Source organism: Acinetobacter sichuanensis (assembly GCF_003024515.2).
In the GTDB taxonomy this organism is placed as follows: domain Bacteria; phylum Pseudomonadota; class Gammaproteobacteria; order Pseudomonadales; family Moraxellaceae; genus Acinetobacter; species Acinetobacter sichuanensis.
Genome location: NZ_PYIX02000029.1, coordinates 40,377 through 53,705, shown reverse-complemented (window position 1 = coordinate 53,705; position 13,329 = coordinate 40,377). Strand labels below are relative to the sequence as shown.

Sequence of the window (13,329 nt, the reverse complement as noted above, 5' to 3'; positions counted from 1 at the left end):
TTTCCAAATCAACGCAGCAAACTGTGTTCATTGTAAGACTTGTGATATTAAAGACCCATCTCAAAACATTACTTGGGTAACACCTGAAGGCGGTGGTGGTCCAAACTATCCTAATATGTAATTTGGATCGTTCTTATATAAAGCTCATATTTAAATATATGATCAATATCAGTGAAAAAATACCCCGATACAATCGGGGTATTTTTTATTTCTAATTTTTTTATTTCTGTATACTTTTCCAAATATGAGAATATTTGCTAAATACCATGACTGTAGGTCCAACTGCCGATTTTACTGCGCCATGATCTTGAATAATATTAATCACATAATCTTGACAACTATATAAATAAGCATTGTTTTGAGCTTTCCATCCAACTTGTGGTACATGGGAATGCTGCAAAATGTTTTGTTTAAATTGCTCTAAATCTGTTTCATAAGTTGCCAAAGCTCCATCTAAGAAACTAGCACTAAATGAAGTAATGATCTGCTTTTTACTATCAAAAGCGATGTGCCCAAAATAAGTCGCGCCTGCTTTTTTGGCAAGATCATCCACACCATCTTTAAACTCAAAACGATCGTGGTCATCACCTAACACCTCAACACTTGCTGTCGGATGTTGCTTTTGAAATTCAGAAATAGGTTGAGCCAACCGAATGCCCGCCACTTCAATTTGTTGCATGGGAAGTGCACACGGTTTAGCCCAAACTGATTGCAAGATACTCAAAGCACTTAATATAAATAATAAAGCTGTTGTTTTTTCATTCGGCGCATGTGATATGCCTGTTTTTATTAACATGAATTTTAGCTTGAGTAACTTAAAAATTACTTTCAACCTTTTTGCACCAAATAATGAAATTCTTTATTGCCATTTTCATCTAGTTTTTCTTCTTGCAAAAGTAGCTCATGCCCCAAATGCATACAAAATTTTGGAATATCCCAAGAGGTTGAATTATCCGTTGCAAAAACCTCGACAATATCACCCGATTTAGATTTACGAATGGCTTGATGTAACATCATCACAGGCTCAGGACAACGCAAGCCTCGAGTATTGAGCTGTATGCTTGGTGTAGAAAACTGTTCAGACATAATCAATTCTCAAAATGCTTCAAAAAATAGTAGCCAAATTTTAACATAAACTTAAATCATGAATAAGCCTTATAAGTTCTGCATAAAAGGATACTTATATTCATCGCTTCAATGCATTTAATAGATAGACTTCTGCATTTTCTTCGGTATGATAAAAATTCTATTTTTGATATCAAGAGTCTTCAGGAAAGATCATGCACGAGGAATCAGGCCCATCGTGGGGTATGCGTGGCTTACGCAAATGGTTAGGAACTGCACCCGAAACCCGCGATGAACTGCTAAAATTAGTACAAGATTCACGTCGTTTTTTAGAACCCGATACCGTTGCAATGTTAGAAGGCGTCTTAGACCTTCCTGCAACAAAAATTCGTGAAGTAATGACTCCACGTACTGCAATGATTAGCTTACAAGAAGATGATCAATTACTTGACATCTTGCATGTACTTATCGAGTCAGCACACTCACGCTTCCCTGTATTTTCAGCAGATCAACCTGAAAATGTTGTGGGAATTTTACTTGCAAAAGACTTATTGCCTTATTTAACAGATCGCACCATTAAAGTTGATGTTCATAGTATTATGCGTCAACCTCTATTTGTCCCTGAAAGTGCGCGCTCAGATCAAGTTTTGCGTATGTTGAAAAATACGCAAACACATATTGCGATTGTGATTGATGAATATGGTTCTACGGCAGGTTTAGTCACTTTAGAAGATATTTTAGAAGAAATCGTCGGTGAAATTGAGGATGAACACGACAATGTCGATGAAGAAGCTCAATTTATTTTGCCTGATCCTGCGCATAACACAGCTAATGCGTGGATTGTTCAAGCACTTACACCAATCGAACACTTTAACAATGTTTTAGATGCTGATTTTTCTGATGATGAAGTAGAAACTGTTGGGGGCTTATTGCTTCAAGAAATTGGCTTAGTGAGTGATTTACAAGGACAGGTCATTGAACTTGAATCATGGCAATTCACAATTATTGAAGCAGATGCCCGCACTATTCATCTGATTCGAGCTGTACGTAAATGAGAGCCTATTTTGACAAATTGCTAAATCCGTCAGAACAACAAAAGCAACTTCCTTTTATTATTCCACTTTTAATTTGTTTAATGTCAGGTGCGGTGTTTAGTCTCGCACTTGCTCCTTTTCATTGGTGGTGGTTAGCAATTTTATCGCCTGCGCTTCTTTATGCGAGTCTTAAAGGGCGTAATCCAAAACAAGCATTCATTTTGGGTTGGAGCTATGGTTTTGGTTTATGGTTTGTTGGTGCATTTTGGCTCTATACATCCATTCATACTTATGGAGATACAAATGCGGTTTTAAGTGTCCTCATGATCGTAATCATGGCTGTGTTAATGGGCTTATTCACAGCCGTTCAAACATGGTTGTATCGACGCTTTTTTCCAGAAACACCGTTGACCTTTGCACCACTTTGGGTCGCATTTGAATGGGCAAAAACATGGGTATTTACAGGCTTTCCATGGTTGTTTGCAGGTTATGCCTTCACTGAACGCTTCTTAGATGGCTATGCACCATTATTTGGTGTGTTTGCTGTGTCATTTGTCGTGATCATTCTTGCTTGTGCACTCGTTGAGATTTTGCATAAAAAACTGATTTGGATCATTCCTTCAGCCATTTTATTACTGGGTGCTTGGGGTGCTTCATTTATTAGTTTTGTACAGCCTAAAGCTGAGAAACCACTTTCTGTTTCGCTCATTCAAGGCAATATTCCACAAGATTTAAAATGGCTGACGGAGTATCAAGTCAAAACCTTACAAATCTATGTAGAGTTAACCCGTAATGAATGGGGACGTGATTTGATTGTTTGGCCTGAGTCTTCTATTCCTTTATTCCAAAGTGATATTCCTGACTTTTTACAAATGATGGATGAAAAAGCCAAGCAAACAGGTTCAGCATGGGTCACAGGGATTCCTTATTGGGACTTAAAAGAGTCCAAACAAGTGGGGCATCCCATGTATTACAATAGCATGATGGCTTCTGGTACAGATTCATCTGGTCTATACAAAAAGCAACGCCTAGTTCCTTTTGGTGAATACATTCCATTATCAGGTTTACTGAGTTGGGTGCTTCCTGCACTACAAAATGACCCATCTATGAGTGGTTTCTCTCGTGGTGAAAGTGATCAAAAACCTTTTAAAATCAAAAATCATCAACTTGCAGCAGCAGTTTGTTATGAAGTGGCATATCCCAATTTGACACGTCGTAATGCGATCAATAGTGATTTTCTGGTGACTGTATCTAACGATGCATGGTTTACAGGTACAGCAGGACCTCAACAACATTTACAAATGGTACAAATGCGCGCCAAAGAAAATGGACGATGGTTTATTCGTGCGACGAACACAGGTGTTACTGCTTTTATCGACCATAATGGTCATATTGTGAAACAAGCACCAATGGATCAACAAGCTGTACTACGTGGTGATTTACCTGCGATGCAAGGTGAAACACTCTATACTCGCTTAAGCGATTTCCCAATTTTAATCTTCTCTTTATTATTATTGGTGATGGGTTGGATGTATCGCCCACGTAAAATTGATGTAAGTTTTAAGTCTAGACGCTAAACCATTAGACTCCCTCTTCTTTTTGAAGAGGAAGTCTATGAATTGATTATAATAATTTTGTTCCCAATGGCACTTCAAAATCTGGGACACACAGTACCACATGCCCATTTTGATCATGAAAACCCGTGATTAAGCATTCGGACTGAATAGAGGCGATTTGTTTTTTAGGAAAATTCACCACCGCCACAACCAATTGTCCAATTAATTTTTCAGCTTGATAAAATTCTGTAATTTGTGCACTCGACTTTTTGACTCCAATCTCATCACCAAAATCTACATGGAGAATATAAGCAGGTTTACGTGCTTGTTTAAAAGCCTCAGCCTGAATAATTTTGCCTACACGTAACTCAACTTTTAAGAAATCATCCCATTGAATTTGCTGCATGTTTGACCTTATTTTCATTTCCAACATTCATTGTGCTATTGTAAACAACAATAAAAATAAAACCTCAGGCAAAAAGGACAACTACTTATGATAAATGGACAATGTTTATGTGGAAATATTCATTTTCAGATCCAGCAAAAAAAGATTGAAACGATTTATCAATGCCATTGTAGTCTATGCCGAAAACAGTCAGGTACACATGCAAATCATGCAACAATGATTAAAGCTGAAAATTTTATATGGCTAAAAGGACAAGATCAAATACGCACATATAAAAAAGAAACTGGTTTCACTTCATCTTTTTGTCAAAATTGTGGTTCTCCTGTACCTAATTATATAGGAACACATCCTTATCTCTGGATTCCTTTAGGTTTAATCGAACATGATATTGAGCCACAGCAACGATTAAACTTCTGTATTTCATCTAAAGTTACTTGGGCAAACCTACAACACAGTATTGATTATAACGAGGTTCCATCTTGGGATACGCTCAAAGAATTTTTTAAACTGAATTGAAAATGATGATTGCAACTTAAAATAAAAAAACCGAGCATCCAAGCTCGGTTTTTACGTTACGATTATCTTAAATTTGAGTTGCTAAATAAGACAACATACTCGCTAAAAATAGCATTGGCATATAGCGATAAACTCGAACTAAAATGCCATCAAGTTTAGATAAATGCTCAATATTTAATTTTGAGACTGTTGCATTTAAGGCACTATAAAAGCTAATAATCGCCAATGCACTAAATACACTCATGCCTAAAAAGCCCATCATAATTTGGCTACTTGCATCTAGTTCTTGCCAGACATTTAATAATAATTGGCTCATCGGTAAAAGACTCAAAATTAAAAGAACAGATTTGAGCATTGACCAATGAAACTGATTGATTTCATCTGATAAAAATAATGCTTTCATCTTATTCTCCTTACAATTTCGTCGCCGTTAACAACATTATGCAAGCTTTTAAATAAATAAAAAGTCTATTTTTATCCATTATTTAACTTTCTTGTAACTATTAAATATGGGAATAATTCTTATTATACATCTCAATAAAATACCTTATTAATTTTTAATATTTATCATATACTTACATTTAAAACAGTAATCAAGAAACATTATCACTTCACTTAATATTTATTAATTCAATTAAGTAAAGTGATTATTTCCATCACCACACAGATATTTAATTAAGGTTGATAATAAATATCAGCATCATTGCCTTCACCACCTTGCTGACCATCTGCACCAAAAGAATATAAATCGAATGGGCGACCTTCAGAACCTGGAATCACATATTGCACATCATTTTCCCAACTGTCTTTTGGATAACCACCTTTCAGATAACCACCTGGCATCCAGTTTTTCGCATTGGCAGGTTGATTCACCAAAGCATCTAAACCACCTTCTTGGGTATTTGGAAAATGTCCATTGTCCAATTTATATTGGTCTAAAGCACCAGCAACACCTTTTAATGTAATTTTTGTGGTATCCACTTTGGCTTTTTCGCCACGTCCCATCACATTCGGTACAATCAATGCCGCCAACACGCCCAAAATAACGATCACGACCATGACTTCAATCAGTGTAAAACCAGCTTGTTTGCTTCTATTCATCTTCCTTTGCATTTAAATTCTCTCTTACCGCAATTTGTTATAAAACCATTAAAATACGTTTTTTAAATCATATTATTCATATTGACGATTGGCAACATTACTGCAATCACAATCACCAAAACAATACCTGCCATAAATACCAACATGAGCGGCTCAAGCAATGCCAGTAAAGTTGAAATAAAGGTACTGACTTCTCGATCTTGCATATCTGAAGCACGTTCTAACATACGATCTAATTCGCCTGATGCTTCACCACTTTTAATCATTTGCACCATCATCGGTGGAAAATAGCCACAGCGTTCTAATTGAGTTGCGAGATTTCCCCCTTCTGTGACTTTTTCTGCGGCAATATTTACTGCATCACGAATGACCCAATTATTACTGACGGCTGCGCCAATTTTAAGGGCATCCACCAATGGAACACCTGATTTTGTTAAAATGGACAAGGTACTGGCAAAACGTGCCGAATTTATACCACGTGATAATTTACCAAATAATGGCAATCTGAGTGCTAAACGATCAAAAGCATAATGACCTGCAGTCGTTTTTAAAAAGCGGATTAGCAAGAAAATACCCATTACACTTGCAACCAATACAAAAGGCCATGAAGTACGAATAAAATCACTAGCTTTCATCAATGCGACCGTAATCCAAGGTAAAGCTTGTTTACTTTGGTCAAAGGTTTTAACAATGTCAGGTACCACATAAGTCATCAACCCCATCACGATGCCAAAAGACATGAGCATCAAAATGATGGGATAAATCATGGCACCTTGTACTTTCTTTTGCATGGCAAAACGGTTTTCGGTGTAATCTGACAATTGATCTAAAATTAAATCCAAATGCCCTGAACGTTCGCCCGCAGCGACTGTTGCAATGTATAAATCTGGAAAACTTCCTGATTGTTGCATCGCTTGTGCCAAAGAATGCCCTTCAAGCACTTTGGAGCGCACGGCTAACAGTAAGTTTTGTACATGTGTTTTTTCACTTTGTTTCGCAACAGCACGTAAAGCTTCTTCAAGTGGAATAGATGCAGCCACAAGTACAGACAATTGGCGTGTCATTAAAGCCAATTCATAAGCTGAAAATTTCTTTTGAAAAAATCCTGTGCTTTGAGCTTTATCTTTTTGCTCCACCGCATCTACTGTTACAGGAATCCATTCTTTATCCCGTAATTGTTGTCGAATTTGCCGTGCCGAATCTCCTTCTAACACGCCTTTTTGTTGCTTTCCTGAAGCATCAATAGCAGTAAATTGATATGCTGGCATTATAATGCTCTAGTTTTCCAAATTTCTTTTGTCTTTGCGGTTGCATTCGACGCTTAAAATCATTCATATTCTAAGCAGTTATTCAAAGATAATCATGATTGCTACACTCTATCATAGGCTCAACGCCACACGATACTTTTTCATCAAAGTGTAATTGATAATTTATGCCAAATGCTATGAATGCCACTATGCCAATGTCTCAACCTCTCATTTATCGAGTACGTGTAGCTGTACCCGTATTTCTCTATGACTGTTTTGACTATAAAGTCAGTGCTGAGCAATATGCTCAAGCAGAAGTCGGTATGCGTGTCGCAGTTTCTTTTGGTCGGCAAAAGCTCGTTGCTATTATTACGGCAAAGTTAGCGCTAGATGAACCGATTAACCCAGATTTTCAGCTCAAATTTGTCACTGAATTTTTAGATGATCGCGCGATTTTAAATGACAAAGTTTTAAGTTTGTTGACATGGGCTGCACAATATTATCAATTTCCAATTGGTGAAGTGATGCATACTGCTTTGCCTACATTATTACGCCAAGGTAAACCCTATAACTTACTGGCACGTGTTTGGAAAGTATTAGATTTGCATGCTGAAGATAAAATTAAGCGTTCTGAAAAACAGCAAGATGCTTATAAAATTTTAAAGCTACATCCTAAAGGAACACAGGAAAATATTTTAAATTTGAGTGGTATCGAAACCGTCACCTTAAAAGCTTTGGAAAAAAAAGAAATTATTGCATGTGATTTAGAAGCACAAAATTTTAAACCTGAACCTGTCAGCTTGGCACAAATGCCATTAACAGCAAATGATGAACAGAAAAAAGCCATTCAAACCATTTTAAAAGCTCAAAAAAAATATCAAGCTTTTCTACTCGATGGGCTAACAGGAAGTGGTAAAACTGAAGTCTATTTACAAGTCATGCATGAAGTACTTAAACAAGGCAAACAAGTTCTTGTTTTAGTCCCTGAAATTGGCTTAACACCACAAACCATTAGCCGTTTCCAATCTCGTTTTCATTGTAATACCGTGTTGTTACATTCGGGTTTAAATGACTCTAAACGCTTACAAGCATGGCAATATGCAGAAACAGGTAAAGCCTCGATTATTTTAGGTACACGTTCTGCAATTTTCACCCCGATGCCAAATCTTGGTTTGATTATTTTAGATGAAGAACATGATCTTTCCTTCAAACAACAGGAAGGTTTTCGTTATCATGCACGGGATATGGCGTTATATCGTGCATATTTAGAACATTGCCCCATCATTTTAGGTTCTGCCACACCGAGTATTGATAGTTATCATTTGGCGCAACAAGGTAAATTAACCCGTTTAGAGTTAAATCAACGTGCAGGTAGCGCAGTCATGCCAAAAATGCACCTCATTGATTTAAAAATTAGTAAAAAAACGGCGGGGCTCAGCACTCAACTGATCAGTGAAATTGGTAAACGCTTAGAAAAAAAAGAACAAGTTTTAATTTTTTTAAATCGACGTGGTTATGCACCTGTCTTAATTTGTGAAAGCTGCGCTTGGCAAGCCAATTGTCCTCATTGTGATGCCCATTTCACTTTACATTTAAAGCCTTATGCTCATTTGCATTGTCATCATTGCGGTACGATTAATCGTCTGCCTGAAACTTGCCCCGAGTGTAATCAAAATACGTTAAAACCTATCGGTTTAGGCACTGCCAAAGTAGAAGAAGCTTTAAATGAATTATTTCCCAAATATCCTGTTTTACGTGTTGACCGTGATTCAACCAGTCGTGTGGGAAGTTGGCAAAAAATTTATGATCAAATTCAAAAAAGTGAACCCACAATTTTATTAGGCACGCAAATGTTGGCAAAAGGACATCACTTTCCTTATGTCACTTTAGTGGCAATTTTAGACATTGATGCAGGTTTATTGAGTGTAGATTTTCGGGCTACGGAACGAACTGCACAGTTAATTATACAAGTTGCAGGACGTTCTGGACGTGGTGAGAAAAAAGGCGATGTTTATTTACAAACTTTGCGTCCTGAGCATCCACTCTTAAATGTTTTATTGAATAAAAATTATCGAGCTTTTGCAAAACAAACCTTAGCGGATCGTCAAGTTGCTCAAATGCCGCCTTATCGTTACGCGATTTTGATCCGTTGTGAGTCAAGAAGCCAACAGGATAACCAAAACTTTTTAACTGAAATGACGCAACAATTAAGACAACAGTCAGAGGAAAATTTAATTGATATTTGGGGACCTATCCCTGCACCTATGGAGCGTAAAGCAGGACGTTATCAAGCCCATGTAGTTTTACTCTCGCATGAACGTGCCAAAATGCACTTTTATGTTCGTCAATGGTGGCAATATTTAACACAACAAAAACCCTCTTACATGAAACTGACGATTGATGTAGATCCGCAAGAGTTAAATTAAGTCAAATGAATGAAAGATATTTTTAATTTATGAATTGAGTTGCTGAACAAAGACAGAGGTAGAATCTGACTCTTTTAAGGGTGAATGCCAACCTACAAAATAATCTAAGGTATCAGCAATCTGATTGTAGATAAAATCATCCTCATGCCCTTCTTTCTGAAGAATGTCCATAAGAATGTCATACAGTTCATCTTTAGAAGTATGGTGAGCATTTTTAAGCCCAATCAAAAAAACATGAAACGCTTCGAGTGATTCATCACTTTCTATTTCATTTAAAAATTTCAAAATATGTTGTCTGATCATCGCTCAATAGTTCTTCTGTTTTCATTTACTCAATCTTAGAGTGACATGATTATTCCTGCAAAAAATTAAAATAAGCAAAGTCTAAAATCAAGGTACAATTTCTAAAGTAAAAAAATTAGGACAGATCAATGTCACCGTTATTACAAATAACGCTTTTTCTAGGTGCAGCATTAATACTCGTACCTTTAGGTAAAAAATTTGGGATCGCGACAGTTCTCGGCTATCTCTTTACAGGAATCTTACTTGGTCCTAGCGTTTTTAATATTGCTAGTGATCCTGAAGAAATCATGCACCTTGCCGAATTTGGCGTAATTTTACTGATGTTTCTCATCGGGCTAGAACTACGCCCACAGCGTTTATGGGAAATGCGTCAATCCATTTTTGTCATGGGAAGTTTGCAAGTTGTTGTGACAGGCATCGTACTCATGGGAACCGTGTTTTTACTATTACAGCAATCATTATCAGCAAGTTTTGTCATTGGTTTTGCACTTGCCTTGTCTTCTACAGCTTTCGTTCTACAGCTTTTATCAGAAAAACAACAACTAAATACCACACATGGTCAGCAATCTTTTTCTATTTTATTATTCCAAGATATTGCGGCTATTCCCTTACTTGCAGTGATACCACTGTTATCTGGTGCTGAATCTACCCATCATGGCATTGCTTATTTTGCGGCGATTATTGCAACATTTACAGGACTGTTTTTATTTAGTCGCTATGTCATGCGTCCTTTTTTCAGATTTGTGGCAAAAAGTGGAGCTACTGAACTACTGACTGCTGTGGGTTTATTTATTGTCCTTGCTGTCGTTTTACTCATGGACACACTCGGCATCAGCACAACGCTAGGTGCATTTTTAACAGGTGTACTGTTGGCTGATTCAGAGTTTCGTCATGAAATTGAAGCCAGTATTTCTCCATTTAAAGGGCTACTTTTAGGTTTGTTTTTTATGACCGTGGGCATGACCACGCAATTAAATTTACTTGTGGAACTTCCTCTACAAATTATCGGTGCTGCCCTGCTGTTAATCATCATCAAAATGATCGCCATGACCGCGGTTGCTCGTTTTAAAAAAATGAATTGGCAAAATAGCTTGATGGTTGCAACCTGTCTTGCTCAAGGTGGTGAATTTGCTTTTGTTGTGTTAAATGTCGCCAAAAGTGAAAAAGTGATTCAAGCTGCCATTTTAGAACCAATTACGTTGGTCGTGACCTTATCCATGGTCTTTACACCTATCGTGTTTTGGTTAGTTTCAACATGGGTTTTACCTTTATTCAATAAAGATCAAGCACCTAAATATGATGATATTCCTAATCAACATCCACCGTTAATTATTGCGGGTTTTGGGCGTGTTGGGCAAATTGTGGCTCGTTTAGCCCATATGCAACACTTTCCTTTTACAGCCATTGACCATAACTTACAAAAAATAGATTTTGTACGGCGCTATGGCGGTACATTGTATTATGGTGATGTGACTTTGCCTGATTTGTTACGTTCGGCAGGCATTGAACAAGCAAAAGTGTTTGTGCTTGCTATTGATGACGTAGAAGACTCGATGAATGTTGCACGGCATATTCGTTTAAATTATCCAAATTTAACGTTATTGGTACGTGCACGTGACCGTTATCATATGCACTTATTACGTGATTTAGGTGTTAAGCATATTTGGCGAGAAACCTACTTAACTTCTTTAGGCATAGGTTATCGGACTTTATGTGAATTAGGTTTAGACAAGTCAACTGCTTATGATAGTGTTGAGTTATTTAGAAATTATGATGAAGATCTATTAACACGCCAACAACGTATTTATACCGATGAACAGAAAGTATATGAAAGTTATCGTGATTTCATATCAGAGCTTGAGCATTTATTTGAAAGTGATGCCCAGATCACACAGCATGATCCAGACCAATTTGAAGACAATCCTGATATTGACGAGTCGGGTTTAGAACGCAAAGAGATACTAAAACATACCCATGATCGTATCAATGTAACTCGTGATCATGAAAACTAAGCAGATATTTCTAAAAAAGTGTGCTTGTGATTTATAATATCGTCACCATTTAAACAGGGATTTGGAGAATTTTATGTCTGATTTACGTCAACGTTTTTATATTGAAGATAGCCCTGTTCGTGGTGAAGTTGTGCATTTAGAAAATGCTTTACAGACAATTTTGGCACAACGTCAATATGCACCTGCGATTCAAATACTCTTAGGTGAAATGCTCAGTGCAACTGCTTTACTTGCAAGTACATTAAAAATTAAAGGTCGTATCAGCTTACAAATCCAAGCACAAGGCAACTTTAAATGGGCAATGGCTGAGTGTAACCATTTAGGTGAAATTCGCGCGCTTGCAGATTATGAAGAAGATTCACGTTTTGCGGATGCTCAAGACAGTAGCACAGTGCTTGCCACTTTAACTTCGCCTGTATTGTTTATTAATATTGAACCTGAACATGGCGAACGTTATCAAGGCATTATCGCATTAGATCAACCCACTTTAGCAGGTTGTTTAATGCAATATTATGACCTTTCTGCACAAATCGCGACACGTATTGTTTTAGCAAGTACAGCAGAGCGTTCAGGTGGTTTACTCATTCAACTCTTACCTCTTAATGATGATGAAGAACAACAATGGGTCGATGAAGACTTGTGGCCACGCCTCACTATGTTAACTGAAACGCTAAAACGTGATGAACTGACCGACTTAAGCGCACAAGAGATTCTTTACCGTCTCTATAATGAAGAAGAAGTTCGTTTGCCTGAAGCTGAGCACCTTAAGTTTTCATGTACTTGTTCACTTGAAAAATGTGCAAATGCACTCATTCAAATTGGTTTAGATGCTGTAAAAGAAACGTTAGAAGTCAATAATCCAATCGAAATGGATTGTCAGTTCTGCAATAAACGCTATCAATTTACAGCAAAAGAAGCGCTCAGTTTATTTGGCGAACATTTGAGTTAAAAAAACTAATGAATAAATTAAGTTTTACTAAGTAATTTAATTTATTCATAAAATGAGTCTTGCCTTTCTTTAAAAAAAGAGTAAATGTAGATTTACTCTTTTTTAATTATAAGATTAGGGGACACAATAATGCTAAAAAAATCACTTATTTTATCCAGTATCTTTTTTTCAACACTCTGTTTCGCAGCTCCTGATTTAACAGGAAAATGGCGAACAGTAGATGATAAAACGGGTTACTCTAGAGCAGACGTAGAAATTAGTAAAAATAATGAAGGAGTTTATACAGGGAAAATTATTGAGATACGCCCAATTCCCAATAAACCTTTAGAAGAAAATTGCACGCACTGCAAAGGCTCTCTCAAAAATGTACCTTATATGAATTTAGAAATTTTAAATGGTTTTCGCCAGTCACCAAAAGACCCGCTTTTATTTACTCAAGGTCAAGTTTTAGACCCGCTTTCGGGTAATGTCTATCATGGCAAAATTAAACTCAATGCTAAAGGTACACGCTTAACGATGCGTGGTTACATTGGTGTTTCTCTGCTAGGACGTTCTGCAACATGGATTCGCCTAACAGAATAAAGACAACTTCTCATAAACTAAGCTAATCATTTTTGTCATGATTGGCTTTAATTTATTAAACAGAAGAAAATTATTTCTCAAAAAAGCATTAAGGATATAAAAATCAATTAGATAAAAACAAAAAATAACGTG

At 36.8% G+C, this 13,329-nt stretch carries 15 protein-coding genes; 8 read left to right on the top strand and 7 right to left on the bottom strand.

The genetic code is table 11. The annotated features are described in order from the left end of the window. Window positions 1–121 (top strand): 4Fe-4S dicluster domain-containing protein (locus C9E89_RS15470; protein WP_147305725.1); only part of this gene is annotated, 121 nt, incomplete at its 5' end. Between the two features lie 99 nt (window positions 122–220). On the opposite strand, the gene C9E89_RS15465 is transcribed toward C9E89_RS15470, so the two are convergent. Then, on the bottom strand, window positions 221–796 hold the full coding sequence (locus tag C9E89_RS15465; RefSeq protein WP_228199051.1) for a hypothetical protein: 576 nt from the start codon (window positions 794–796) through the stop codon (window positions 221–223). A gap of 32 nt (window positions 797–828) precedes the next feature. After that, window positions 829–1,086 carry a sulfurtransferase TusA gene (gene tusA / locus C9E89_RS15460; RefSeq protein WP_107009232.1) on the bottom strand — a complete coding sequence of 86 codons (258 nt, stop codon included), beginning with the start codon at window positions 1,084–1,086 and terminating at the stop codon, window positions 829–831. 194 nt (window positions 1,087–1,280) lie between these two features. On the opposite strand from tusA, the gene C9E89_RS15455 reads away from it, so the two are divergent. Then, entirely contained in the window at window positions 1,281–2,120 is an 840-nt protein-coding gene (locus tag C9E89_RS15455; protein WP_107009231.1) for an HlyC/CorC family transporter, read from the top strand. Next, window positions 2,117–3,676: an apolipoprotein N-acyltransferase gene (gene lnt / locus C9E89_RS15450; RefSeq protein ID WP_107009230.1), complete on the top strand. Its 1,560-nt coding sequence runs from the start codon at window positions 2,117–2,119 to the stop codon at window positions 3,674–3,676. The genes C9E89_RS15455 and lnt overlap by 4 nt, the downstream gene beginning before the upstream one ends. A gap of 46 nt (window positions 3,677–3,722) precedes the next feature. Here lnt and C9E89_RS15445 read toward each other — a convergent pair whose 3' ends face one another. Then, window positions 3,723–4,061, bottom strand: a complete 339-nt coding sequence (locus tag C9E89_RS15445) for a tRNA-binding protein (protein ID WP_107009229.1) — start codon at window positions 4,059–4,061, stop codon at window positions 3,723–3,725. Between the two features lie 87 nt (window positions 4,062–4,148). Between C9E89_RS15445 and C9E89_RS15440 the strand changes: the two genes are divergently transcribed. Then, entirely contained in the window at window positions 4,149–4,577 is a 429-nt protein-coding gene (locus tag C9E89_RS15440) for a GFA family protein (RefSeq protein WP_107009228.1), read from the top strand. A 67-nt stretch (window positions 4,578–4,644) separates the two neighbouring features. Here the strand turns inward: C9E89_RS15440 and C9E89_RS15435 are convergent, their stop codons facing one another. From C9E89_RS15435 to gspF, 3 genes are all read right to left on the bottom strand, one after another. Next, on the bottom strand, window positions 4,645–4,980 hold the full coding sequence (locus C9E89_RS15435; protein WP_107009227.1) for a hypothetical protein: 336 nt from the start codon (window positions 4,978–4,980) through the stop codon (window positions 4,645–4,647). 272 nt (window positions 4,981–5,252) lie between these two features. Next, on the bottom strand, window positions 5,253–5,690 hold the full coding sequence (gene gspG / locus C9E89_RS15430; protein WP_107009226.1) for a type II secretion system major pseudopilin GspG: 438 nt from the start codon (window positions 5,688–5,690) through the stop codon (window positions 5,253–5,255). A gap of 50 nt (window positions 5,691–5,740) precedes the next feature. Next, complete coding sequence (gene gspF / locus C9E89_RS15425; protein ID WP_107009225.1) at window positions 5,741–6,946, bottom strand: type II secretion system inner membrane protein GspF; 1,206 nt, start codon at window positions 6,944–6,946, stop codon at window positions 5,741–5,743. A gap of 188 nt (window positions 6,947–7,134) precedes the next feature. Here gspF and C9E89_RS15420 point away from each other — a divergent pair, with 188 nt between their 5' ends. Then, entirely contained in the window at window positions 7,135–9,351 is a 2,217-nt protein-coding gene (locus tag C9E89_RS15420; RefSeq protein ID WP_378227882.1) for a primosomal protein N', read from the top strand. A 27-nt stretch (window positions 9,352–9,378) separates the two neighbouring features. On the opposite strand, the gene C9E89_RS15415 is transcribed toward C9E89_RS15420, so the two are convergent. Beyond that, entirely contained in the window at window positions 9,379–9,654 is a 276-nt protein-coding gene (locus C9E89_RS15415; protein WP_107009223.1) for a hypothetical protein, read from the bottom strand. 128 nt (window positions 9,655–9,782) lie between these two features. Between C9E89_RS15415 and C9E89_RS15410 the strand changes: the two genes are divergently transcribed. The 3 genes from C9E89_RS15410 to C9E89_RS15400 all read left to right on the top strand — a co-directional run bounded on the left by C9E89_RS15410 (window position 9,783) and on the right by C9E89_RS15400 (window position 13,197). Then, window positions 9,783–11,666 (top strand): monovalent cation:proton antiporter-2 (CPA2) family protein, encoded by a 1,884-nt coding sequence (locus C9E89_RS15410; RefSeq protein ID WP_107009222.1) that lies wholly within the window; start codon window positions 9,783–9,785, stop codon window positions 11,664–11,666. A gap of 73 nt (window positions 11,667–11,739) precedes the next feature. Further along, on the top strand, window positions 11,740–12,615 hold the full coding sequence (gene hslO / locus C9E89_RS15405) for an Hsp33 family molecular chaperone HslO (RefSeq protein WP_107009221.1): 876 nt from the start codon (window positions 11,740–11,742) through the stop codon (window positions 12,613–12,615). A 129-nt stretch (window positions 12,616–12,744) separates the two neighbouring features. Next, complete coding sequence (locus C9E89_RS15400; RefSeq protein ID WP_107009220.1) at window positions 12,745–13,197, top strand: DUF2147 domain-containing protein; 453 nt, start codon at window positions 12,745–12,747, stop codon at window positions 13,195–13,197. Window positions 13,198–13,329 lie beyond the last annotated feature (132 nt).

Bases quoted from the DNA above. Each gene is read 5' to 3' on its own strand.
- tusA (WP_107009232.1), bottom strand. From the start codon at position 1,086: ATGTCTGAACAGTTTTCTACACCAAGCATACAGCTCAATACTCGAGGC.
- C9E89_RS15435 (WP_107009227.1), bottom strand. From the start codon at position 4,980: ATGAAAGCATTATTTTTATCAGATGAAATCAATCAGTTTCATTGGTCA.
- C9E89_RS15465 (WP_228199051.1), bottom strand. From the start codon at position 796: ATGTTAATAAAAACAGGCATATCACATGCGCCGAATGAAAAAACAACA.
- C9E89_RS15455 (WP_107009231.1), top strand. From the start codon at position 1,281: ATGCACGAGGAATCAGGCCCATCGTGGGGTATGCGTGGCTTACGCAAA.
- C9E89_RS15400 (WP_107009220.1), top strand. From the start codon at position 12,745: ATGCTAAAAAAATCACTTATTTTATCCAGTATCTTTTTTTCAACACTC.
- gspG (WP_107009226.1), bottom strand. From the start codon at position 5,690: ATGCAAAGGAAGATGAATAGAAGCAAACAAGCTGGTTTTACACTGATT.
- gspF (WP_107009225.1), bottom strand. From the start codon at position 6,946: ATGCCAGCATATCAATTTACTGCTATTGATGCTTCAGGAAAGCAACAA.
- C9E89_RS15415 (WP_107009223.1), bottom strand. From the start codon at position 9,654: ATGATCAGACAACATATTTTGAAATTTTTAAATGAAATAGAAAGTGAT.
- lnt (WP_107009230.1), top strand. From the start codon at position 2,117: ATGAGAGCCTATTTTGACAAATTGCTAAATCCGTCAGAACAACAAAAG.
- C9E89_RS15410 (WP_107009222.1), top strand. From the start codon at position 9,783: ATGTCACCGTTATTACAAATAACGCTTTTTCTAGGTGCAGCATTAATA.
- hslO (WP_107009221.1), top strand. From the start codon at position 11,740: ATGTCTGATTTACGTCAACGTTTTTATATTGAAGATAGCCCTGTTCGT.
- C9E89_RS15420 (WP_378227882.1), top strand. From the start codon at position 7,135: ATGCCAATGTCTCAACCTCTCATTTATCGAGTACGTGTAGCTGTACCC.
- C9E89_RS15445 (WP_107009229.1), bottom strand. From the start codon at position 4,061: ATGCAGCAAATTCAATGGGATGATTTCTTAAAAGTTGAGTTACGTGTA.
- C9E89_RS15440 (WP_107009228.1), top strand. From the start codon at position 4,149: ATGATAAATGGACAATGTTTATGTGGAAATATTCATTTTCAGATCCAG.